The organism is Stenotrophomonas sp. 3(2025), from assembly GCF_052665395.1.
The window spans coordinates 37,839-61,717 of record NZ_JBQOIF010000001.1 but is presented as its reverse complement, the minus strand read 5'-3'; the positions used below and the strand labels follow the sequence as shown (position 1 = coordinate 61,717).

At 65.8% G+C, this 23,879-nt stretch carries 16 protein-coding genes; 7 read left to right on the top strand and 9 right to left on the bottom strand.

Annotation, left to right across the window (positions count from 1 at the left end; all coding sequences use genetic code 11):
* Positions 1 to 57: 57 nt before the first annotated feature.
* The 3 genes from ACUXVE_RS00265 to ACUXVE_RS00255 are packed head-to-tail and all read right to left on the bottom strand — an operon-like array spanning position 58 to position 3,604.
* Positions 58 to 543 carry a MaoC family dehydratase gene (locus tag ACUXVE_RS00265; RefSeq protein ID WP_445513540.1) on the bottom strand — a complete coding sequence of 162 codons (486 nt, stop codon included), beginning with the start codon at positions 541 to 543 and terminating at the stop codon, positions 58 to 60.
* A complete protein-coding gene (locus tag ACUXVE_RS00260; protein ID WP_222389532.1) occupies positions 540 to 1,418 on the bottom strand; it encodes an alpha/beta fold hydrolase in 879 nt (292 codons plus the stop codon). The genes ACUXVE_RS00265 and ACUXVE_RS00260 overlap by 4 nt, the downstream gene beginning before the upstream one ends.
* An 11-nt stretch (positions 1,419 to 1,429) precedes the next feature.
* Positions 1,430 to 3,604: a TonB-dependent receptor gene (locus ACUXVE_RS00255; RefSeq protein WP_445513677.1), complete on the bottom strand. Its 2,175-nt coding sequence runs from the start codon at positions 3,602 to 3,604 to the stop codon at positions 1,430 to 1,432.
* A gap of 181 nt (positions 3,605 to 3,785) precedes the next feature.
* Between ACUXVE_RS00255 and ACUXVE_RS00250 the strand changes: the two genes are divergently transcribed.
* Both ACUXVE_RS00250 and ACUXVE_RS00245 read left to right on the top strand, forming a co-directional pair.
* On the top strand, positions 3,786 to 5,189 hold the full coding sequence (locus ACUXVE_RS00250) for a GntP family permease (protein WP_445513539.1): 1,404 nt from the start codon (positions 3,786 to 3,788) through the stop codon (positions 5,187 to 5,189).
* Between the two features lie 87 nt (positions 5,190 to 5,276).
* Positions 5,277 to 6,281 carry an extracellular catalytic domain type 1 short-chain-length polyhydroxyalkanoate depolymerase gene (locus ACUXVE_RS00245; protein ID WP_445513538.1) on the top strand — a complete coding sequence of 335 codons (1,005 nt, stop codon included), beginning with the start codon at positions 5,277 to 5,279 and terminating at the stop codon, positions 6,279 to 6,281.
* Positions 6,282 to 6,398: 117 nt separating this feature from the next.
* Here ACUXVE_RS00245 and ACUXVE_RS00240 read toward each other — a convergent pair whose 3' ends face one another.
* Genes ACUXVE_RS00240 through msuE form a run of 3 tightly spaced genes read right to left on the bottom strand, consistent with a single transcriptional unit; the run spans position 6,399 to position 9,097 of the window.
* Positions 6,399 to 7,439 (bottom strand): methionine synthase, encoded by a 1,041-nt coding sequence (locus ACUXVE_RS00240; RefSeq protein WP_445513537.1) that lies wholly within the window; start codon positions 7,437 to 7,439, stop codon positions 6,399 to 6,401.
* Between the two features lie 40 nt (positions 7,440 to 7,479).
* Positions 7,480 to 8,457, bottom strand: a complete 978-nt coding sequence (locus ACUXVE_RS00235) for a DUF1852 domain-containing protein (RefSeq protein ID WP_080148744.1) — start codon at positions 8,455 to 8,457, stop codon at positions 7,480 to 7,482.
* Between the two features lie 58 nt (positions 8,458 to 8,515).
* Positions 8,516 to 9,097, bottom strand: a complete 582-nt coding sequence (msuE, locus tag ACUXVE_RS00230; protein WP_445513536.1) for an FMN reductase — start codon at positions 9,095 to 9,097, stop codon at positions 8,516 to 8,518.
* A 175-nt stretch (positions 9,098 to 9,272) separates the two neighbouring features.
* Here msuE and ACUXVE_RS00225 point away from each other — a divergent pair, with 175 nt between their 5' ends.
* The 5 genes from ACUXVE_RS00225 to ACUXVE_RS00205 all read left to right on the top strand — a co-directional run bounded on the left by ACUXVE_RS00225 (position 9,273) and on the right by ACUXVE_RS00205 (position 14,229).
* A complete protein-coding gene (locus tag ACUXVE_RS00225; RefSeq protein WP_445513535.1) occupies positions 9,273 to 10,187 on the top strand; it encodes a LysR family transcriptional regulator in 915 nt (304 codons plus the stop codon).
* Between the two features lie 20 nt (positions 10,188 to 10,207).
* Positions 10,208 to 11,095 carry a methylenetetrahydrofolate reductase gene (locus ACUXVE_RS00220; protein WP_445513534.1) on the top strand — a complete coding sequence of 296 codons (888 nt, stop codon included), beginning with the start codon at positions 10,208 to 10,210 and terminating at the stop codon, positions 11,093 to 11,095.
* A 178-nt stretch (positions 11,096 to 11,273) separates the two neighbouring features.
* Entirely contained in the window at positions 11,274 to 12,407 is a 1,134-nt protein-coding gene (locus ACUXVE_RS00215) for a serine hydrolase domain-containing protein (RefSeq protein ID WP_445513533.1), read from the top strand.
* A gap of 69 nt (positions 12,408 to 12,476) precedes the next feature.
* A complete protein-coding gene (locus tag ACUXVE_RS00210; RefSeq protein WP_445513532.1) occupies positions 12,477 to 13,058 on the top strand; it encodes a hypothetical protein in 582 nt (193 codons plus the stop codon).
* 301 nt (positions 13,059 to 13,359) lie between these two features.
* Positions 13,360 to 14,229, top strand: coding sequence for a S1 family peptidase (locus tag ACUXVE_RS00205; RefSeq protein WP_445513531.1), 870 nt, complete (start codon positions 13,360 to 13,362; stop codon positions 14,227 to 14,229).
* 72 nt (positions 14,230 to 14,301) lie between these two features.
* Here the strand turns inward: ACUXVE_RS00205 and ACUXVE_RS00200 are convergent, their stop codons facing one another.
* The 3 genes from ACUXVE_RS00200 to ACUXVE_RS00190 are packed head-to-tail and all read right to left on the bottom strand — an operon-like array spanning position 14,302 to position 23,806.
* Positions 14,302 to 14,787: a hypothetical protein gene (locus ACUXVE_RS00200; RefSeq protein WP_445513530.1), complete on the bottom strand. Its 486-nt coding sequence runs from the start codon at positions 14,785 to 14,787 to the stop codon at positions 14,302 to 14,304.
* Positions 14,788 to 14,837: 50 nt separating this feature from the next.
* Positions 14,838 to 15,098 (bottom strand): hypothetical protein, encoded by a 261-nt coding sequence (locus ACUXVE_RS00195; RefSeq protein WP_445513529.1) that lies wholly within the window; start codon positions 15,096 to 15,098, stop codon positions 14,838 to 14,840.
* Positions 15,095 to 23,806, bottom strand: a complete 8,712-nt coding sequence (locus ACUXVE_RS00190) for a GH36-type glycosyl hydrolase domain-containing protein (protein WP_445513528.1) — start codon at positions 23,804 to 23,806, stop codon at positions 15,095 to 15,097. The genes ACUXVE_RS00195 and ACUXVE_RS00190 overlap by 4 nt, the downstream gene beginning before the upstream one ends.
* Positions 23,807 to 23,879 lie beyond the last annotated feature (73 nt).

The window sequence follows — 23,879 nt, the reverse complement described above, 5'->3', positions numbered from 1 at the left end:
GAGAGAACCGCGGCCGGCGGGCAGCCGGCCCGCCCCGCGCGGGAGGACGGTGCGGCGCTAGTCGGCGAGCACGATCAGCGACAACTGTTCGGCGACCACGGCCGTCTCGCCGGCGGGAACCACTTCCACGGTCTTGTGCTGGGTCAGCAGCCACTGCCCCGTCCTGCGCGCTTCCAAGGACATCAGCTGCGAGCGTACCCGTACCTCGGAACCGCTCGGCACCGGCGCCAGGAACCGGACCTTGTTCAAGCCGTAGTTCAGTACGTGGGCGATGCCGGGAAAACCGGCCAAGGCCGCCACGTCGTCCTCTACGGTAAGCGAGAGCAGAAGGAACCCATGGGCGATGGTCTGCCCGCCCGGCAGGCCGGTCCGTGCGCGGGCAGGATCGGTGTGGATCCAGTTGTGGTCACCGGTGGCCTCGGCGAAAGCATTGATGCGCGACTGCGCGATGCGCGTGCTGCCGCTCAGCCGCTCGCTTGCCGCCCATTGGTGCAGGGCCTGCAGGGCGGCAGGCAGCGCATCCATCGAAACGCCGGAACTCATCGCACGCGATCCAGCAATGCCAGGATCGCGTCACGCGCCTCGGGCTCGGACAGCATCGGCGCATGGCCCACCTCCGGTACCTCAACGAGGCGGGCGTTGGGCGACGTGGCGGCCATCTGCTGCGCGACATCGGCAGGCAGGATGTCCGACAGCGCCCCACGAACCACCAGCACCGGCACGCGTGCGGTCAGCCCACGCACCGCGCGCCACAACACCGGGCGCAGCAACCACAGCAGCCACGGCCGGGTGGTGCGGATCACCGCCGGGTCGTAGTCCAGTTCCAGCAGGCCATCGCTGCGCTGGCGGAACGTGCGTACGGCCATCGCCCGCCAGTCGTCGGCGGTGAAGCGCGGAAACGCGGCCTTGCCGATGGATTCCACATAGGTCGTGGCCTGTGCCAGGTCCATCGGCGGCACGGGCTTGCCGGCGTACTTGCCGATCCGCGCCAGCGCGTCGCGCGGCACCTTGGGGCCGGCATCGTTCAGGACTGCCGCGGCGATCAGCCCGGGCGCACGCGAGGCCAGGGTGATGGTGACCAGCACCCCCAGCGAGGTGCCGACGAATACCGCCTTGTCGATGTTCTGCGACCGCAGCAGCGCCACCATGTCGTCGGCATAGGTGCGCGGGTTGTAGCTGGACCGGTCCGATGCGCGTTCCGAACCTGCGCGTCCTCGCAGGTCAACCGCGATCACCCGCCAACCCGCAGCAGTCAGCGATGCGGCCAGCGCATCGAAGTCGGCGCCATTGCGGGTCAGGCCGGGGATGCAGACCACGGTGCCGCGCGCCGGCTGCGCGCCTGCAGGAGCATGGTCACGCGCATGCAGGCGCAGGCCATCGTCACTTTTCCAGTACAGATCATCGTAAGACGGTGTCATGCAGAAGCTTCCTAGAAATCGTAACGGACGCTGAGGCTATATTGGCGTGGCGGCCCATAGAAACCAATCAGCGTGCCGACCGCCGGAATGTTGTAACCGGTGGTGCGGTATTCCTTGTCGGCCAGGTTGGTGCCCTGCAGCGAGAAGGTCCAGGCGTCGTCAAGCTTCCAGATCACGCCGGCATTGACCAGCCCGTAGCCGTCCTGGCGGATCACCGGGCTCAGATCGGTGGTCGGCCATACTTCGCTCTGATAGCTGTAGCTCACCCGTGCGGACAGGTTGCTGCCATTGGCCAGGTCGGTGCGGTACTCCACGTTCAACGCGCCCGAGAAGTCCGGTGCGTTGGTGAACTTCATCTGCTTGGCCACGTTGACGCCACGGTCCATGTACTCGTCATACTTGGCATCCAGCCAGGCCAGGTTGCCAGAGATCAGCCAGTGCTGGCTGGGCAGGTACTGGTACTCGATTTCCAGGCCGTTGATGGTGCCGGCGCCAGCATTGGTGAAATCGCCGAAGAAGGCATCGTCGACACCGTCGCCGTTGGTATCGATGCCGGTGAACACCGACAGCTGGATGTCCTTGTACTTGTTGTGGAACGCCGACAGGTTCAGGAACAGGCGCTGGTCGAGGAAGGCCATCTTGCTGCCGATCTCGAAGCTGTCGACCGTCTCGTCATCGAACGGCTCGGCCGAGCGTGGCACGGCAACGGCATTGGCGCGGATGTTGTAGCCGCCGGACTTGAAGCCACGCGTGGCCAGGCCGTAGACCATGATGTCCGGGGTGATCTGGTAGTCCAGCGACACCTTGGGCGAGACGTTCTTGAAATTGGTCTTCTTGTCGAAATCGGCGGCGACCGCGATCGGACGGGTGAACGTCGCATCCGAATAGAAGCGGTTGAGCACGATCGCGCGCTTGTCCTCGTCGGTGTAGCGGGCGCCGACGTCCAGCTTCAGCTTGCTGGTCAGGTCGAACGTCCAGTCGGCGTACAGCGCGATGCTATCGGTGAGCACCTTGCCGCGGGTGTCGCCGAACTGCAGGTTGAAGAAGTTGTTGCGGATCTGGCCGCCGGCCTCGCCACTGAACTGGTACAGGCCCACCACGCCGCGCACGCGGCCGCCGGCATCGTAGTTCAGCTGCAGCTCGTTGCTGACCTGGTCGTCATGGTAAGTGCCACCCACATCGGCCAGCTTCACCGGCGTGCTGTCGAAGTCGATGTTCGCGTCGCTGTCCGATTCGCGCTTGGCCACCACGTACTTCAGTGCAACGTCTTCGCTGGGCCGCCAGTTCACCGTGGCCGAGGCGCCCTTGGTCTCCACGCTGTTGAGGTTGCGCATGCCCGAGCGGATGTCGTAGCGATCATCCATCGGCGGGTAAGCGCGCACGAACGGGTTGGGTGCCAGCATCTTCGAGCCACGCATGCCGGACTGGTCATCGATCCAGTCCAGGGCGAACTGCACGTCGAAGTCGTCGCCCGCATACGCACCCAGGTTGAAGCGTGCAGCATTGATCTGCTTGTCACTGACCGGCTGGTTGGTGAAGGTGTTCTCGCCGAAGCCGTCACGATTCATGCTGGCCACCGCCACGCGCGCGCGCAGGCCGCTGTCGGCCCCGCCGATCGGGCCGCCGATCGCCGCCTTGGCGTCCAGCTGGCTGTAGTTGCCCACGGTGATCTGGGCGAAGCCTTCGGTCTGGGTGGGCAGGCCGCGCGAGATGTACTTGATGGCACCGCCAATGGTGTTCTTGCCGTACAGCGTGCCCTGCGGACCGCGCAGCACCTCGATCCGCGAGACATCGAACACGTCCAGCAACGCGCCCTGCGGACGGGCGATGTAGACGTCGTCCAGGTAGATGCCCACGCCCGGGTCAGCGCCCCAGGTGGGGTCGGACTGGCCGATGCCGCGGATGTAGGCGGTGACCGTGCTGCTGGCGCCGCGCGCCGCGTAGATGGTCAGGTTGGGGACCTGTCCATCAAGGTCGCTGATGTCCTGGACGTTCATCTTGTCCAGGGCTTCGGACGTAAAGGCGGTGACGGCAACCGGCACCTCCTGCAGGGTTTCCTCGCGCTTGCGTGCGGTCACCGTGATGCTGTCCAGATTGGTGGCCGAAGCGGTGCGGGCGGCTGCCGGCGCGCCCTGCGGTGCGTCCTGCGCCAGGACCGGCCCGGTGGCCAGCAGTGTGCCGATCATCAGGCTCAAGCAATTCCGTTTCATTCGGTCCTCCCCCAAGGCATGTACGCGGCGAATGGCCCATTGCCACCCATGGACGCTAGGCTAGCGGCGCGGTTGCGCACCGGCGAGTGGACCTAGGTCCAGTCGGCAGCGGTCGCCAGATCCGGATACTGGGCGCGTCCCCACCCGGAAGCGCCGTATGTCGCTACTGATCGTACTTGCTGCGCTGGCCTTCCTCATCCTGGTGGCCTACCGCGGTTACAGCGTGATCCTGTTCGCGCCCATCGCCGCGCTTGGCGCAGTGCTGCTCACCGATCCCTCGCTGGTGGCGCCGATGTTCACCGGCTTGTTCATGGACAAGATGGTTGGCTTCCTCAAGCTCTATTTTCCGGTGTTCCTGCTGGGCGCGGTGTTCGGCAAGCTGATTGAACTGTCCGGCTTCTCCCGCTCGATCGTGGGTGCGGCGATCGGCTTGTTCGGACCGCAGCGGGCGATGCTGTCGATCGTGCTGGTGTCGGGCCTGCTCACCTACGGCGGCGTGTCATTGTTCGTGGTGGTGTTCGCGGTCTATCCGTTCGCGGCCGAGATGTTCCGCCAGAGCAACATCCCCAAGCGCCTGATTCCGGCCACGCTGGGGGTGGGCGGCTTCAGCTTCACCATGGACGCGTTGCCGGGCACGCCGCAGATCCAGAACATCATCCCGACCACGTTCTTCGGCACCGATACCTGGGCGGCTCCGGTGCTGGGTACGCTGGGCAGTGTGTTCGTGCTTGCGGTGGGCATGGCCTACCTGGAGTGGCGCCGCCGCGCGGCGGTGCGCAGTGGCGAGGGCTACGGAGACCCGGCCACGCTGGTGAACGAGCCGGCGCCGTTCGCAGGCACCCATCTGGCCCACGCGGGCATTGCCGTGCTGCCGTTGCTGCTGGTGTTTGTGTCCAACAAGCTGTTCACCCTGGGCATACCGCAGTGGTACGGCGCCGAACACAGCTTCGTGCCGTCGATCATGGGCAGCGCCGCGCCGGTGGTGCAGGGCGTGGCGAAGATCACCGCAATCTGGGCCGTGCTGGGGGCACTGCTGGTTGGCATCCTGTCGGTGCTTGCGCTGGCCTGGCGCCCGGTGGTCACCCAGTTCGCCGAGGGGACCAAGGCGGCGATCGGTGGTGCCGTGCTGGCAGCCATGAACACCGCCTCGGAATATGGCTTCGGCGCGGTCATCGCCGCGTTGCCCGGCTTCATGGTGGTGGCCAACGCGCTGGGGGCGATCAAGGACCCCCTGCTGCATGAAGCGGTCACCGTAACCGGTCTTGCCGGCGTCACCGGCTCTGCGTCGGGCGGCATGAGCATCGCCCTGGCGGCGATGTCGGAGACCTTCATCGCCAACGCGCAGGCTGCCGGCATCCCGATGGAGGTGCTGCATCGTGTTGCCGCGATGGCATCGGGGGGCATGGACAGCCTGCCGCACAACGGTGCGGTCATCACCCTGCTGATGGTCACCGGGCTGACCCATCGCCAGGCCTACAAGGACATTTTCGCAGTGACCATCATCAAGACCCTCGCGGTGTTCGTGGTGATCGGCATCTACTACGCCACCGGCTGGGTTTGACAGCGGCGTCGCAGCACCCTCTGGAAGGTCGGTCCACGAGGATTTCCGGTACCACTTCATCCACGACTCACGCATGAGGATCTGGTCATGAAATCTGGAATCGATTCAATCAAGGCGCTGATGCTGCTGCTGTGTACCTGGCTGGCCACCACGGGCGCCGCCTCTGCGGCAGACCCGCCCGGGCATTGGGATGTTGGCCTGTACGGCAATCTGTTCGGTGCCCGCGAGTACCAGGTGTGGGTGCCGGCCGGCTACGACGAAACGCGGCCACTGCCCCTGTTGCTGGTGCTGCACGGCTGCGTGACCGGGCCGAACCTGATGGGCGAGGCCTCCGGCTTCAACGAGGTCGCCGACACCGAAGGCTTCATCGTGGTCTATCCGCGGCAGAACGTCACCTCCAACCCCGCACGCTGCTGGAACTGGCAGCTGCCGATCAACCAGGCGCGCGACAGTGGCGAAGCCTCCATCCTGGCCGGCATCGTGGACAAGGTGAAAGCGGGCTACAGCATCGATCCGCATCGCGTGTACGTCACCGGCATTTCCGCCGGCGGGGCGATGACTTCGATCATGCTGGCCTGTTATTCGGATGTGTTCGCGGCGGGCGCGATCCATTCGGGCGGCATGTACAAGGGCGCGACCACGATCTCCGGCAGCGCCTATGCGCTGTTGGCCGGCAGCATCTACTCACCGGACAGCAACGGGCGGCTGGCCTGGCAGTGCTCGGGCTCGCCGTCGCCGCGGCCGATCCCGGTGCTGGTCTTCCATGGCACCGCCGACGCCACGGTGAACCCGGTCAACGGGCAGCAGGCCGTGCGCCAGTTCCTGCAGACCAATGACCTCGCCGACGATGGCCTGGACAACGACTCGGTGAAGTATGTACCGACCAGTACCTTCCACGGACAGGTGCCGGGTGGGCGTGCCTACACGGTTGACTCTTACACCTATGGCGGCAGGACGCTGGTGCAGCATTACGTGGTGCAGGGGATGGGGCATGCCTGGAGCGGCAGCCAGTCCGGTTTGCCGTTCACCGATCCCAAGGGGCCCGATGCCACGTTGATTACCTGGCTGTTCCTGAAGGATCAGCAGCGCTGAGTGTGGAGGCACAGGAGCAGGGAGGCGGCGCCAGTGTGGGAGCGGTGGGCTCCCGCACTGGCGCGCGGCCTTTGCCTCATCCATCCAAACGTGTCCCCCCCGCACGCGCACTCGTGCTCAGCCGCGGGCCAGAATCTCGTCGCGGATGATCCGTGCGCCCGCGCTGAGCGCGCGCAGCTTGCCTCGTGCTACGTCACGCGACAGCGGCGCCATGCCGCAGTTGGTGCTGGGGTAGAGCTTGTCAGCATCCACGAACTGCAGGGCCTTGCGCAGCGTGTTGGCCACTTCTTCCGGCGTCTCGACCGTGCTGGAAGCCACATCGATGGCACCGACCATCACCTTCTTGCCGCGCACCAGCTCGATCAGGTCAATCGGCACGTGCGAGTTGTGGCATTCCAGCGAGATGATGTCGATGCTGGACGTCTGCAGCTTCGGGAACGATTCTTCATACTGGCGCCATTCCGAACCCAGCGTCTGTTTCCAGTCGGTGTTGGCCTTGATGCCGTAGCCGTAGCAGATATGCACCGCGGTTTCGCACTTGAGCCCTTCGACCGCGCGCTCCAGTGCAGCGACACCCCAATCGTTCACTTCGTCGAAGAACACATTGAAGGCCGGTTCGTCGAACTGGATGATGTCGACGCCGGCCGCCTCCAGTTCCCTGGCTTCCTGGTTGAGGATCCCGGCGAACTCCCATGCCAGCTTTTCGCGGCTCCTGTAATGCGCATCGTAGAGCGTGTCGATCATGGTCATCGGGCCCGGCAGCGCCCATTTGAGCGGCTGCGTGGTCTGCCTGCGCAGGAACTTCGCATCTTCCACAAACACCGGCTTCGGGCGGCTGACAGCACCCACCACGGTGGGCACGCTGGCGTCGTAGCGGTCGCGGATGCGGACGGTTTCGCGCTTCTCGAAATCGACACCACTGAGGTTCTCGATGAACGTGGTGACGAAATGCTGCCGTGTCTGTTCGCCGTCACTGACGATGTCGATGCCGGCGTGCTGCTGTTCGTGCAGGGACAGGCGCAGGGCATCCTGTTTGCCTTCAATCAGGCCGTCATCCTGCAGCTTCCAGGGCGACCAGAGCTTTTCGGGCTCGGCCAGCCAGGAGGGCTTGGGCAGGCTGCCTGCGGTGGAGGTGGGGAGCAGCTTCTTCGTCGACATTGCGTCTTGTGTCCTGAGGGGCGAATGGAAAAGCGGTGGATCAGCGGGCGGCCCACTGCTCAAGCACGGCGCGGTACGGCTTGATGAAGTGTTCTTCGGTGAACCGGCCTTGCTTGACGGCCAGCTGGCTGCGCTCTTCGCGGTCGTAGACGATGCGGGTGGACGAATAGTCCTGGTGCTTCAGGCTGGGCTGGTAGACCTTGCCCGCTACGGAATTGGCGTTGTAGATCTCGGGGCGGTAGATCTTCTGGAAGGCCTCCATCGTGCTGATGGTGCCGATCAGTTCCAGGTTCGAGTAGTCGCCCAGCAGGTCACCCTGGAAGTAGAACGCCAGTGGCGCGACGCTGCCTGGCGGCATGAAGTAGCGCACCTGAAGCCCCATCTTGTCGAAGTACTGGTCGGTGGGGGAGAACTCGCCTTGCCGATACTCGACGCCCAGGATGGGATGGTGGTTCTCGGTGCGATGGTAGGTCTTGCTGCTGGACACGCTGATGCAGATCACCGGCGGCTTGCTGAAGTGCGCACGGTAGGCGTCGGACGCCAGGAAGTGCTTGAACAGCTTGCCATGAAGATCGCCGAAGTCTTCGGGAATGCCGAAGGTAGCCTTGCCTTCGTTGCTGGCGGGCAGCACGACGCTGAAATCGTAGTCGCGGACGTAGGAGGAGAAATTGTTGCCGACGATGCCTTCTGTACGCACGCCGGTACGCGTGTCGACGATGGTCGGCCGCAGCACCTCGATCAACGGGAACGTATCGCTGCCGTCGCTGCCATCGATGTGCATCTCCACCGAGATGATGTCCAGCTCGACCGCGTAGCGATCCGCGCTGGGGTTGTCCCAGTGCGCCAGATCGTTGAAGCGGTTGTTGATCATGCCGAGCGTGTTGCGCAGGTTTTCCTGGCGGGATTCGCCGCGGGCCAGGTTGGCGAAGTTGGTGGTGATTCGCGTGCCGTCAGCGGGCTGGTAGTCCTCGTTGAAAGGAATACGGGTGATGCTGAAGGTGAAGTTCTCGGTCGTCATGGGCGGCGTTCCGGGTTGCGGGGGTGACATCCGAATGCAGGTCGCTGGCATTCGGCATTCAGAGGACTGCAGCGGCCTCGGTAACGGCAGGTGCTGCACGATGGGAGAGGGCAAGCAGGGGCATCGCTCGCTGCACCGCCAGCCGCGCCCGCTGCATCAGGGCCTCGTTCTGCACGCAGCCGTCTGCGAAATCCTTGTCGGTTGCGTAGACACCCAAGGGCAGGGTTCGCGCCTGGAAGAAGCTGAAAAGCGGTCGCAGCTGGTGGTCGATCACCAGCGCGTGGCGTTCGCTGCCGCCGGTGGCGGCCAGCAGGATCGGGGTATCGACCAGCGCGTCCTGGTCGATGAAATCGAAGAAGTGCTTGAACAGGCCGGTGTACGAACCGCGGTAGACCGGCGTAACCACCACCAGCACATCGGCACGCTCGACAGCGGCCAACTGCCGCTCCACGGCTTCGGGCAACTGCGAGCGCCGGAGCGCACCGGCCAGTTGCGGCGCCAGTTCACCCAGTTCAATCAGGTGCTGATCGCAGGGGACGCCTTCGCCGATCAGGTCCAGCAGGTGCTCGGCCAGGGTCGCGGCCCTTGAGGGGCGCTGCAGCCCGCCGGAAACGGCGACGATACGGAGGGGGCGGGTCATCTCTTCGCTTCAGCAGGGGAGGGGCTGCTTCGGGGTGACCTGCAGGGGCGCAGTCCTGCGTGCCGGCTGGGTAGCCGCGCTGGCAGGGATCCGAAGGCATGAGCCGATGCTAGCCAGCCCTTCCCATGACGTAAAATGGTATTACTTCACCAATCCATGAGTTAGATTCATCGTCATGTTGGAGCGGATCCATCTCAGCATCGTGCGGCAGGTCGAGCAGCAGGGGTCGCTCACGGCCGCCGCCGGCGTGCTGAACCTGACCCAGTCAGCCCTGAGCCACAGCATGAAGAAGCTGGAGCAGCAGTTGGGCACCAACGTCTGGTTGCGCGAAGGCCGCAGCCTGCGCCTGACCCAGGCGGGCCAGTACCTGCTGGCGGTGGCCAACCGGGTGCTGCCGCAGCTGGACCTGGCCGAGGAACGGCTGGGCCAGTTCGCGCAGGGCGAGCGTGGCGCGCTGCGCATCGGCATGGAATGCCACCCCTGCTACCAGTGGCTGCTGAAGATCGTCTCGCCCTATCTGGCCAGCTGGCCCGACGTCGATGTGGACGTCAAGCAGAAGTTCCAGTTCGGCGGCATCGGCGCCCTGTTCGGCTATGAGATCGACCTGCTGGTCACGCCCGACCCGCTGTTGAAGCCGGGCCTGAAGTTCGTCCCCGTCTTCGATTACGAGCAGGTGCTGGTGGTGGCCAAGGGCCATGCGCTGGCGTCGGTCGAGCACGTCAAGCCCCGCCAGCTCAGCCAGGAAGTACTCATCAGCTATCCGGTGCCGTTCGAGCGGCTGGATATCTACAACCAGTTCCTGCTGCCTGCCGGGGTCACGCCCCGGCGCCACAAGGCCATCGAAACCACCGACATCATGATGCAGATGGTGGCCAGCGGTCGCGGCGTGGCCGCCATGCCACGTTGGCTGGTGGAGGAATATGCCGCCCGCATGGACGTGGTACCGGTGCGTCTGGGTGCGAAAGGCATTCCCAAGCAGATCTACCTGGGCGCGCGTGAGGCCGATACCGGTATCGATTACCTGCAGGCGTTTGTCGAACTGGCACGGAACAGCTCCACACGCGCCGGCAACCTGCCTGGAGCCCGCTGATGTCAGCAGGCGTTGGCCGCATGGAGCCATTGGCGCAGACCTTCGTCAACGCCTTTTCATTGGAAGTCAGTGCCAAGGCCATGCCTGCGTTGCGCGCCGAAGCCGACCGCATTGCACGGGGGACGACGATCTCCATTCCCTACCTGCCGAGCGAGGACGATGCTGCGCGACTGGCCGCGGCACGCAGGGTGCGCGAACTGGGGTTCGAGCCGATGCCGCACCTTTCCGCACGCCGCATCGGCTCGCGGGCGGCGCTGGAGCACTTCATCGAGCGTGCCGTCATCGACGCCGGCATTGAGCGCTGTTTGGTGATCGCAGGCGATCTTGCCACGCCTGCCGGGCCATTCGCCGACAGCACATCGATCATCGAGAGCGGCATTCTCGAGCGCGCCGGCATCAAGGTCGTGGGGGTGGGCGGGCATCCGCAAGGCCATCCGGTGATGACCAGCGCCGAGAGGTGGCGCGTGCTTGAAAACAAGTGCCAGCGTATCGAAGAGCGAGGCATGGCACCGCTGATCATCACCCAGTTCGCATTCGACGCCGATATCGTTCTGGCCTGGTTGAATGAACTGCGCGCCCGTGGCATCACCCATCCGGTGCTGGTGGGCGTCCCCGGGCCGGCCAGCATCGCGCGGCTTGTACGCTATGCGGCCATGTGCGGCGTCGCTGCAAGCACCTCGATGCTGTCCCGCTACGGCATCTCCATCGGCCGCCTGCTGGGAAGGGCCGGGCCGGATGTGTTCGTGGACCGCCTGACAGAGGGCTTGACCGAAGCCCATGGGCAGGTCAGCCCGCATCTGTTTCCCTTCGGCGGTATCGCACCGACCATGGAGTGGGTGGAGCGCTACCGGATGCGCGCAGGCGATGCGCGCACGACCCGCTCACCTGTCTCCGATCCACTGCCCTAGCACGCATGGGCGTGCGCCGGTCAGCGGAGCGTGATCGGGACAAGGTCTGGCATCCAGCAGCAATCGCGCCCCGCCATCGGGTATCTTAAGAGCTCTTTTTTCACCTCCCTTCAAGCGCCTACGCATGCAAGCGACGTCAATGAATGTTCGAAACAGGCGATGGTTCCGCTGCCTCGTAGTGTCGGCCGCGCTGTTGGCTGCAGGCTGCGCCAGCGAGAAGGCCGCAACGAAGGATCTCGGGGCGGAGATCGACGAAGTTGCCGCGACGCTGATCCAGCAGCCGCTGCTTCATTCGACCTCGATCGGCGTCGTGTACCGGGGCGAGGAATTCGTCCGTCATCGCGGCAACATGGAAACCGGCAAGCCTGGCCCTCCAACCGATGCGACCCTCTACGAGATTGGTTCGTTGAGCAAGACCCTGGCCGGAACCCTGATGGCCAATGCCGTCCTGGAACACAAGGTCAGTCTGGACGACGACGTCCGGCAGTACCTGCAGGGAGACTATCCGAACCTGCAGTACAAGGGCGAGCCCATCCGCATCCGCCACCTGCTGTCCCACACCAGCGGCCTGCCGAACATGCTGCCGGAACGCGCGAACACGGTGTTGGAGGACTTCACCGATCATCGTACGCCCGGCGAACTCAACACCGTCTATGCACACTACGGCAAGGCTGATTTCTTCAAGGATCTGCACGCCGTCGAGATTGACCGGGCACCCGGCAAGGACTACGCCTACTCCAGTGCCGGAACGGAACTGACAGCGCATATCTTGGAAACCGTCTACAACAGCGACTACGAGTCGCTGTTACGCGGGTTCCTTGGCGATTCCGCGGCGATGACGGGTCTCAGAATCAGACTCAGCGACAGCGAAGCGTCCCGGCTTGCGGTCGGCTATCACAGCGACAACCCGATACCGACCACGCCGATGCCACAGTTGCCGTGGGGCGCTTCCGGGAACGTGAAGGCAACTGTCCCGGAAATGGTGAAGTACCTCAGGTTCCAGCTGGCCAACGGGCCGGTGGTAAAGGAGTCGCATCGCCCTCTGGTCACGTTCGATTCGGAGTTCAGCATCGGCTACTTCTGGAACATCGTTTCCGGTGACCGGCTGAAGGGCGTCTACCATGCGCATCATGGTGGCGTACCGCGGTCGCAGTGCTATATCTACATCGTGCCCAAGTACGATCTTGGCATCTTCGTCATCACCAACCAGAGCGGCGACCAGACGGCGCGCGCCATGGAGGCTGCGATCGATGCGCTGGTCGAAAGAATCGCCGCGCGGGAAGCTCTCGCTGGTAATGATGTTTCCCGATAGAGAGGGTATTTCCCAGCTGTGCGGTGTGGTGCCGAACAGTGTTGGCACCCCAGGCAGGAGCATTGCGCATTGATCACCCGTACGTTGAACAGGATTCTACTGCTCGCAGGCTTGGGGCTTGTCATTGCGCCGAACGCCCCGGCAGCAGCATCGATCCGCAGCACCGTTCCCAGGCAGGATGAAATCGATCAGGCGCTGGCACTCGTGTCCTGCAAGGCGGATCGCACCGCATTCCGGGTGTTGGCCCATCAATTGCGTGACATCGCAACCCGCGGGAAGCCATCGGGTGGCTGGCAGCCGATCGCCGGCAAGGATGGGGGTTACAGCAACGCACTGGGCGACATGCCCGGCGTTGTCGCGGAAATGAAGCTTCCAGCACCGGCTCTGGTCTTCGGTCATCCGTCCACGCGGCTGATACTGTCGCGCAGTTCCGTGGTGGCTGTCTTCGATGCAGACCTTGCTGCAGACCTCACCAAAGCGCTTTCCCTCGATGGGCCGGGGCCGCAGGGCGAACCCGGAGGAATGCGGGTGGTCCAGTCAGCACCGGAAGCCCAGGGCGATGGCGTCGAAGTGATGGCACTGGTGGCCCAGCGCATCGAGGCCGACCCGATGCCGATCGCCGTGGCCGGGTGTCTGTACTTCACCCGGTGAAGTGCGCGACGTTCTCATGGACGGGGGTCCTTCCTGGTTCCCGATCTTCGCTCCGGGGCTGTGAACAGAGGGATTCGAGGGTGCGAACCAATCTCGAAATCCTGCGCACGTACGGGCTGTTCGATCCGCAGGAATGCCAGGCTCGCCTTGCGCGGTGAACACCAAACGTCTCGGCGCGTCCCGGCTTCAGACGCGGTTTCCATCCCTTCGTCGGCCACCACGGGAACTGGTCGCGCGTCCATCAGCAGTGTAGATGCGTTTGCTAGGCTGGATCGATCGACCACAAGGATGAATGCTTTCGATGAATCGCTGGCTCTTTCTGCTGCTTGCCGCGCTCCCGTTCGCTGCCGGGGCCATCGTCATCCGTGATGATGTCGAAGATGGCAGGTACCGCATCGAACGATCTGACTTCCCGGCGCTGGCGGACATGCCAGGAGAGGGGCACGGCGTTCTCATCGCCCCGCGTTGGGTGCTGACCGCAGCGCATGCAGCGCCGATGGAAGGGATGGGAGCAACGATCGCGATCAATGGCAACGCGTATGGCGTTGAACGCATATTCCTGCATCCCGGCTACCGGAGGATGCCCGAGGCTCTGGGCAAGGAGGCGATGGCAACAGGAAGTCCTTCCCGGATCCATGCCTTCCTGGCGGCCTCGGATGACATCGCGCTGATCAAGCTTGCCGCGCCGGTGACCGATGCCACGCCCGTGGCGCTGTATCGGGGTTCAGCAGAGGTCACGCAGGTCGCCGTCCTGATGGGGAAGGGCGCCACCGGCAACGGTGCGGTTGGCCAGTTGCCGGATGCGCCGCACCGTACATCCCTGCGGCGGGCCCACAACACGATTACCGGCGGCAATCAGCGGTATCTCTGGTACCGGTTCGATCCGCCGCCGCAGGGCCTGCCGCTTGAGGGCGTACTGGGAAGTGGAGACAGCGGTGGTCCACTCGTGGTCAACGACCACGGCACCTGGCAATTGGTGGGACTGGGGTCCTGGATCACGGCCGTACCCGAGCATGCCCTTGAAGCGGGCTTCTATGGCCAGATGGTCCACAACGTTCGCGTGTCACGCTACGTCGACTGGATCGAGGCCGTCATGCGGCAGGGGGACGATAGCTTGCCGCCCAGCAAAGCTGGACGCGCCAATGGCTCACTTGGAAATGGACGCCCGTAACAGGTTCGATCGTGAAATCCCCCACAAACTGGACTGAAGCGGTGCGCGCGCAGGATGTGCCGCGCTCAGCGCTCAGCGCCCCGCGCATGTCGCTGAGGTGACCCGCGGGGCAGGCACCCGCCACACCTGTTCACCTTCCTCGTCATTGCCCACGTAGAACGCGATGCGCCCATCCTCCTCGCGGCGAAGCGTGGGACTGAACGTGATGGTGTCCATTTCGCCGCCCTTGCCGATGAAGCGCATTTCACCGCCGCAGACAAAGTTCGAACCGGCCTGCTCTCCCAGCGCACCACAGTTCAGTGGCGAGGATTCGGCGCGGACCAACGGCGTTACCCGAGGCTGGATGCGCCCCTGGTCGGCCAGCTCGCAGAAGTGGTCGGCGATGGTGCTGCGCATCTCGGCCTGTGAGGGCATCCATGCGGGGCACCGGAACGCGTCGTCCTGGCAGCTGCTGGCCGGGGCGGTGGAGGCGGGCTGGGTGGACGGTGCTGCGATCGTCCCGGAAAGCGGCAGCAGGGAAGCTGCGATGGCAAGCAACAGGCGAGTGGAGACGGACACGCGTATCTCTGGTCAGTTGAGCCCGGCATCGTAACGCAGGGCGCTGGCCTTCACTCTCCTGACTTCCCCGGCGGCAGGCTGTCATCACGCGCGTACCAGGATGGAAGCTCCAGCGCGTGGCTCTTGAGCATGGCCCGGATGCACGCGTGCGCCTGTCCCCTTTCTGCGTGCTCGCATTGGTCAAGAATCTCCGCAGCCAGCGTTTCAAACTGCGGCCAGAACTGCGCCGGATGGCGCGACCGCGCCAACCAGTGCACCAGCATCTCGGCCAGCGTATCAAGTTGCAGCTGTATTTCAGGGCGCACGTTCATCCCGGGGCCGCACCCAGATCAAGCGCGACGCGGTAGTGATGGCCGTCGTCGCGCAGCAGGACGGTGAGGTCCGGCTGCAGGACGCCATCCACGTGCAGCGTGGGCTGGCCCTGCGCAGTGCGGGTCACCACGAACTCGTAGAAGCTGCGGCCGAAGCGGTAGCTCAGTTCGAATGACGGCCAGTGATCGGGCAGGCACGGTGCCAGCGAAAGACGATCGCCCTGCCGACGTATGCCCAGCAGCGATTCGACCAGCAGGCGGTACATCCAACCGGCCGAGCCGGTGTACCACGTCCAGCCGCCTCGTCCGACGTGCGGAGGCACGGCGTAGACGTCGGCTGCCAGCACATAGGGCTCGACGCGGTAGGTCTGGATCGCCTCCGGGTCCAGCGTGTGACTGAGCGGGTTGATCATGCCGGCCAGCTCCCAGGCACGCACCGCATCGCCCTGCTGCGCGAATGCCATGGCCGCCCACACGGCCGCGTGGGTGTACTGGCCGCCATTCTCGCGCACGCCCGGTACGTAGCCGCGAATGTAGCCGGGGTCTTCCGGGGTCTGGTCGAACGGCGGATCGAGCAGCTGGATCAGCTTGGCGTCCTTTCGCACCAAGTGCGTATACAGCGAATCCAGCGCCTGTGAGGCACGTTCAGGCGCGGCGACGCCTGACAGCACCGACCAGCTCTGCGAAATCGAATCGATTCGGCATTCTTCGTTCTGTGACGAGCCCAATGGCGCGCCGTTGTCGAACCAGGCGCGGCGATACCATGCCCCGTCCCAGGCATGCTGTTCCAGGTTCTGGCGCAGGCTTTCGGCCTGCTGTTGGCACCACTCTGCACGCGGTGCATCGCCATGCGCGTTGGCCAGCCCGATGAAGCGGCGGAGCGTGTCATGCAGGAAGAAGCCAAGCCACACGCTTTCACCGCGCTGCTGGTCGCCGACGCGGTTCATGCCGTCGTTCCAATCTCCGCTGCCCATCAATGGCAGGCCACGCTCGCCGAGCAAGCGGCAACCGCGCTCGAGCGCGAGCACGCAGTGCGCATACAGCGTGCCGCGCTGCGTCGAAGGCGTGGGCATGTCGTAGTACCCTTCCTCTTCGGGTGTCACCGCGCGCCCCTCGATGTAGCCGACCACTTCGTCCAGCACGCTGGCGTCGCCGGTAACCTCCAGGTAGCGGCATGCGCCCTGCGGCAGCCAGAGGTAATCGTCCGAACAGCGGGTGCGCACGCCGCGACCTTGCGGAGGGTGCCACCAGTGCATCACATCGCCTTCGGTGAACTGGTGTGCAGCGCATAGCAGCAGGTGCTCGCGGGTCAGGTCCGGGCGAGCGTGCACGAGGGCGAGTGCATCCTGCAGCTGATCGCGGAAACCGAACGCACCGCCGGATTGATAGTAGCCACTGCGCGCCAGGTAGCGGCAGCCCAGCGTCTGGTAGACCAGCCAGCCGTTGGCCAGCGCATCGAGCGCCGGGTCTGGCGTGCGCACCTGCACCGTTGCCAGCACGTTGCGCCAGTGGATGCGCACGGCGTCCAGCGCGTCGATGGCCTCATGGGCGCCTTGGCGGCTTCGTGCCAACGCCAGCGTTTCCTTGCGGTTGCGCCCGGCGCCAAGGCGGAACGTCGTTTCGCTGCGGTCGCCTGCAGCCAGCAGCAACGGCACCTGGATCGCCGCGCACGGATCCAGGCCAGCACCCAGTCGTGAATCCAGGCGCTCGCGGCGCAACGCCGCCGGTGCGTGCAGGCTGCCGTTGCGGCCGATGAACTCCAGGCGGTCACAGGTCCAGCCGCAGCCATCGGCATCGGTGTCGAAGAAGGCCATCCGGCCGCCGAAGTCGGTGCTGTAGGTGTTGCGCGCCAGCAGCGCGCCACTCTGCGGGTCGCGTTCGGTGAGCACGTGCATGCGCGACTTCGCGCGCAGGTCACCCATCACCCATTCAACGTAGCCGATGGCCGACAACCGCCGTGGCCGGCCCGACAGGTTGTGCAGCCGCAGGACCGAGAACTTCAGCGGCGCGGCGACGTCGACGAAGACCCACAGTTCGCTGGCGATGCCGTCTTCAACATGCTCGTAGACCGTGTAGCCGAAGCCATGGCGCGTACGGTACGCGCCGGTGCCACGGCGCGGCAGCGGCATCGGCGACCAGACACGACCGGTGTCCTCGTCGCGCACGTAGAAGGCTTCGCCGCCCGTGTCCGACACCGGATCATTGAGCCAGGGCGTCAGGCGGAATTCGTGTGCATTCTCGAACCATGTGTAGCCCGGTGCACTCTCACTGACGACCGTGCCCAGGCGGGCGTTGGCGATCACGTTGGCCCATGGCGCCGGCGTCGGCGCGCCTTCGCGGACCACCACGACGTACTCGCGGCCGTCCTCGCTGAAACTGCCGGTGCCGTTGTCGAATCGGCCGGTGCCGCGGTAGGGAAGGAAAGGCCACGGGTCGTCCACTTCTTCGTCGTGCTCGGCGCTCGGCGGCAGTCCGGGTTCCGGGCCCAGGTCGGCAACGATGGGCAGTCCGGGCGTCGCCTCCATCGACAGGGCCAGCTCCTGCTGCAGCGCCTGCGGCACCAGAGCCGGGATCCGTCGCGGAGGCAACGGCTGACGCCCCACCTGCGCGACCAACGTACCGTCTTCGTCGCTGATGACCGCCCGTGCCACCGCCTGCAACAGAATGCGGTCCTCGTGGGTCATGTTCTGCACCGGCCGCACGAAAATGCCGCCGGGGCGGTCGAGCAGGCCGGTCTCCGAACTGGCGGCCACCATCCCCAGGATCTGGTCCTGCAGCTCCTGCCGATAGCCGGCCTTGCTGTCGTTCCAGATGACCAGGTCGGTGTTGAGGCCCTTCTGGCGCCAGTAGGCATGCGCCTGCACCAGTTGCCGGACCAGTTCCACGTTGTCCGCGTCGGTGACCTTCAGCAGCACGATGGGCAGGTCACCGGAGATGGCATGGCCCCACAGCCCGGATTGTCCTCGCTGGTTCTGCTGCAGGACGCCTGCACCGGCGCGCAGCAGCGGACCGGCATACAGCACGTGGCTGGCCAGGCGCTCGTACAGCGATGCCTCGGCCTGGCTTGCGTTGATCTGCCGGCGCACCACCTGGCTGTGTGTCCAGGCCAGGTCGAAGACGCGGTCGGCCAGGCGGCGATCACGGTATTTATCCACCAGTGCTTCGCAATCGCCGCGACTGGCGCCGATGCCATACACCATGTCCAGCTGTACGGTCTGCTCGGGCTCAAGCACCACGCGGACGCGGATGGCCACGATCGGGTCCAGCACCGAGCCATCGGTGCCGGACAGGTCGGCATCGGTGGTCAATGCCTGCGGCGTCCGCGGCGTGTTGCCACGGCCCAGGAAGCGCGCACGGTCGGTTTCATAGGAGATCGCCACCACTTCCGCATCGTGCACCGCGACCAGATGGAACATCCACGGCGGCACCTCATCGTTCGAACGTGGCCGGCGCGTGCACAGCACCGCCTGCTTGGCGGCCAGGATCTCGCTCTGCACGAAGAGGTTGCTGAAGGCCGGGTGCGCATCGTCGGCCGCTGCGGGTGCCAGCACCACTTCGGCATAGGTGGTGATCTCCACCGTGCGCGGGCGACGGCTGCGGTTGGTCAGGCGCAGGCGCCTGAGCTCGATGTCGTCCTCGGCGGAGATGGCGACCTGCAGGTGGCTCTCGCAGCCGCGGCGCACACCGCGGAATTCCGCCTTGGCGTCAGAGAAGATCGCCTCGTAATTGTCCACTGCCACGCAGGTGGGCTGGTAGGCGGCAGACCAGAACTCGCCGCTGTCCACGTCGCGCAGATAGCAGAACGTGCCCCATGCATCGGTGGTGCCGTCCTCGCGCCAGCGGGTAAGCGACAGGTCGCCGTGGCGGCTGTAGCCGCCGCCGGCATGGGTCAGCATGCCGTGGTAGCGACCGTTGGACAGCAGCTGCACTTCCGGGCGCGGGCCACCCGGGTCGCGCAGGACGCGCAGGGACGTCTCGTGCTCGGCCAGGGCTGAGTGCTCGCCAAGCGCTTCGACCTCATGGGGATGGAACACGCCCACGCGCGGGATGCGTTCCTGCAGCAGCAGCAAGGTGGCCTGGAACTCGACATCGGCAAGGAAGCGGCGCTGCATTGGCTGGTCGCGCAACAGGTAATCCAGCGACAGCAGGCCCATGCCCTGGTGGTGGGCCATGAACGAACGCAACAGGACGTGATCCTGTCCCGGCGGCACCCGGGTGGGCGTGTAGTCGATGGCCTCGTACATGCCGAAACGCCCGCAGAACCCCAATCCTTCCAGCACCTGGAGGTTCTGGCAGGCCGCTTCCGGCGCCACCATCAGTGCCATCATGCTGGCATAGGGCGCGATGACCCGATCCTGCCCAAGGCCGCGCTTGAGCCCCAGTCCGGGCACGCCGAACGCCCGGTACTGGTAATTCAGGCGGGCATCGACGGCGTTGTAGCCGGACTCGGACACGCCCCATGGCAGGTTCAACGTACGGCCGTAAACGATCTGCGCCTCGACCGCGTGCCGTGCGGTCTGGTCCAGCAGCGTGTCCGGATAGCTGGGCATCACCAGCTGCGGCATGAGGTACTCGAACATCGAGCCACTCCATGACAGCAGCGTCGGCGTGCCGTTGACCTCGGTGAGCATGCGGCCGAGCGCGAACCAGCTTTCCTGTGCCAGCTGGCCCTGTGCAATGGCAACGAACGCGCCCAGCCGCGCTTCGGAAGCCAGCAGGTCGTAGAAGCTGTTGTCGAGGCGGTGGTCGTCTACGTTGTAGCCGATCGAAAGCAGGTTGCGGGTACGGTAGAACAGGAACCCGTATTCCATCAGCGAGAACTGCCCGGCGCGGTGCGCCAGGTCCTGCAGCTGCTCGATGCGCGCGCGCGCGTCCGCGCCGGCCGCACCGGGCAGGGCGGCCAACTGACGCAGGCTTGGCACCGGTGCATCGACGGCCGCGCTGGCATCGGCAGGGATATCGGCAAGCGAAGCCTGGGCGGCATGGCATTCGGCGGCGAACAGGGCCGGCCAATGCAGCTCACCGTCCTCGGGCGAGGGCGGTGCCGGCCATTGCAGCAGCAGGTCGTCGGCCAGACCGGCCAGTTCCTGCAGACGGGCCAGCGACTGCGCCATCCCGACGGGACGGTCGACACGCGTAGACGCCAAGCGCTGACGAAGATGATTGAGCACCTCGACCAGCGGCGCATCGTCGGCGCGATGACGCTGCCGCTCCTCTTCCAGCACGCCCAGCGTATCGGCCAGGCCATCGAACGTGTGCGGCGCCAACACCGGCGCATCCACCAGCGCGAGCAGGCCTTGGCGCAGGGTAAGCAGGTGTCCGGCAAGGTTGCCGCTGTCGACGGTGGAGACGTAGCGCGGCGGCAGCGGCGCCAGGGTTTCGGTGTCGTACCAGTTCAGGAAGTGGCCGCGATGGCGCGGCAGCTGGTCCAGCGTATCGAACGTGCGGGCGGTACGTTCAGCCACCGCGCCCTGCTGCAGATAGCCGAAATCCCACGCAGACAGATTGGCCAGCAGGGACAGGCCGATGTTGGTCGGCGAGGTGCGTCGCGCGACCACCAGCGACGGATGCTCCTGGATGTTGTCCGGCGGCAGCCAATGATCCTGCTCGCGCACCCAGGCCTGGAAGAAGGACCAGGTGCGCCGCGCCAGCCGGCCCAGGAACGCCCGTTGCGTGACCGACAACTCGGCCACGCTTGCCGCTGGCGGGCGGCCCAGCCAGGCCATCAATGCCGGCGCAAAGGTCCATGCCAACAGCAGGGGCAGGGCGATTGGCAGTGCCTGCGGACGCACGCCGGCCACCACAGCCACCAGCGCGAGCGCCAGCAGCGAGGCCGGCGCCATCACCCGCCATTCCGCGCCACGGTCGCTGCCAAGGCGGCGCTCGACTTCGCTGGAGGGATTCCATTGCAGCAGGTGACGGCGTGTAATGGCCATGCGCCAGAGCGTGCGCAGCACGGCGTCACTGGCCAGCAGTGCTTCGTAGGGCAGGCACGCAATCTGGGTGGACGCGCGCAGCAACGACTGCAACGTACCGCGCCCGACCTTGATGTAATGCGCTTCCAGCGGAGTGTCTTCCGGAACGCTCAGGCCATCACGCAGCATGCCTATCAGCGGCGGCGCGAACCACAGCGCCAGCACCCACGCGGTCCACGCAGCAGGGTTCCGCGCGTACAGCCAACCGGCTACCAGCAACGCCAGGGCAGCGATCGGCACCACGCTCCGGCGCAGGTTGTCCAGCAACTTGCCGCGCGAGAGCAGGCTGAGCCGGTTGCGTTCCCACCCCGGGCCCGGGCGCGGTGTCCACGGCAACAACCACGGCAGCAGCTGCCAGTCGCCACGGATCCAGCGCGCACGGCGCTTGGCGTCGGCGGCGTAGCGCTCGGGATAGTCCTCGTACAGGCGCACATCACTGACCAGGCCTGCGCGTGCATAGCAGCCTTCCAGCAGGTCGTGGCTGAGGATGCGGTTCTCGGGCAGGCGGCCCTCCAGCGCATGCTCGAAGGCGTCGACGTCATAGATGCCCTTGCCCACGAACGAGCCTTCGTCGAACAGGTCCTGGTAGACGTCCGAGACCATGCGCGTGTACGGATCGATGCCGGGCTCGCTGCCGAACATCCTGGCAAAACGCGAGGTGCGGCGCCGGCCCAGGCTGGTGCCGACGCTGGGCTGCAGGATGCCGTAGCCCTCCACCACGCGTTGCAGCTGCGGATCAAAGCGCGGGCGGTTGAGCGGGTGCGCCAAGGTGGCGACGAACGCGCGTGCCGCATCCCGCGGAAGCTGGGTGTCCGAGTCCAGCGTGATGACGTAACGGACGCCGATCAGGGCCGCCGCGTCTCCGACGATGCGCATGAACGCAGCGGCATCGCCTTGGCGTAGCAGGGCATTGAGCGCGGCCAGCTTGCCGCGCTTGCGCTCGTGGCCCATCCACACACCTTCGCCCGGGTTCCATTGCCTGGGCCGGTGCAGCAGGTAGAAGCGGTCGCCGCGCTCGGGCGCGTAACGATGGTTCAATTCCTCGATCCGTGCCACGGCGTGCGCAAGCAGGGCGTCGTCCATCGGCGCCTGTGCTGCTGGCGCGTCGAGAAAATCCGTCAACAACACGAAGCGCAGCTGGGGATCGCGGTTGGCCAGGAAGCGCACCTCCAGCGCTTCGACCAGAACGTCGATGCCGTCGACGCTGGACAGCATCGAGGGGACCGCGACCACGGTGGCGCACGCGGCAGGAATGCCTTCGCTGAAATCAAGCTTGGGAAGCGGCCTGGGGGCGACCAGCACCGTCGCGGTCCAGTTCACCAGCACGATGCCCAGCTCACTGAACACCAGCAGCCCGAGCAGCGCGGCTAGCCAGACAGGTACCGAGCCGCTGCCGGTTGCCAGCAGGCCGCTGGTGGCCAGCACCGCCAGCAGGCCGATCGGCAGCAGGTACAGCGCAAGCGGCACGCGATGCGCCAGCCGCCGTGCCTTGCGGTGGCGCGGTGCTGCCTCGGCCACCGCCGCTACAGTGGTCTGCAGGCCTTCGCCGACCAGCCAGTAGCCCACGTGCGTGCGTGGGCCGTCGGCCGGCGTAGCCGCCCGTGCCAGGTCCAGCGCGATGGTCGCAACGCGCTCCTCGGCGATGCGGCTGCCGCGGGCAATCTTCTCCACCACGTGGCGGTAGGCATCGCGGGTACCGAAATCCATCTGCGCATAGACGCCCATGGGGTCTTCCCGCAGCCGCTGCTCGACCACGCTCATGTCTTCGACAAAGGTGCGCCAATCCATGGTGGAGAGGAAGCGCAGGCTGCCGATGCTGTTGCCGATGGAGACCTGGTCGGCCGCCTGCTGCTGCCCCTCGGCGGCAACCAGTTCGTCGATGCGCTGCCCGGCCGCTGCCGCCCACTGTTCCAGCCACGCGATGGGCATGGCCCAGGCGCCGCCGCGCCCCTGCAGCGAGCGCGTCAGCTCGGCGATGAACGCGCCGGTCAGCGGCGGCGCGGATCGCGCCATGTCGGCAACCACCAGGACCACATCGGTAGGGGTGTCGGACGCTGCGCGATTGAGCTGGTCGGCCCACTGCGCAGCCAGGCGGCGGTCGGTCCCATCGCGCATCACCCGCGCGGCCATGCGCCGCAGGTTCTCCAGCAGTGCCAGGCGCAGCATGATCGGAACGGCCCACAGTTCGCCCAGGCTCAGCGGCGCGAGTGACTGGTACGAGGCGATGAAGCGGCCCAGCGTATCGGCGTCAATGCGGCCGTCACCGTGCGCGATCGCCAGCATCGACAGCTCATACACCCGTGGCAACCCGGCCGAAGGGCCGGAGGCAAGTGAAGGCAACTGGCGGCTGTAGCCGCGCGGCAGGTGGCGTCGCGCGGTCTGGATCTGTTCTTCGACCAGGTAGTAGTTATCGAGCAGCCATTCCCCCGCCGGGGTCACCGGCCGCTGTTCGCGCACCACGCTGCTCAGCAGCGTGTTGGCGTCTTCCAGCACGCGCTCGTTGGCCTGCAGCCGTTCGAGCAGGCGCTCAGGACTGGGGCGCAACCGCACGCGATGCTGTCGCGCAAGCGCGCGGCCGTACTCCTCCATCTGTTCAACGTTGTACAGCGCGGCACGCAGTGGGCCCTCGGTGGCCTCGATGGCCGGGGCCGACGCCTGGTGCTCACGCCAGCGCCAACGCACACGACGACGCAGGCGCAGCCAGCGGCCAAAAAGACGACGAAGGTGGGGCATAGGTTACCGATGGGGGCAGGGCGCGTCCTGCATGGTTGCATTGCAGGGGCCGTGGTAACTGTGAAGGCCGGGT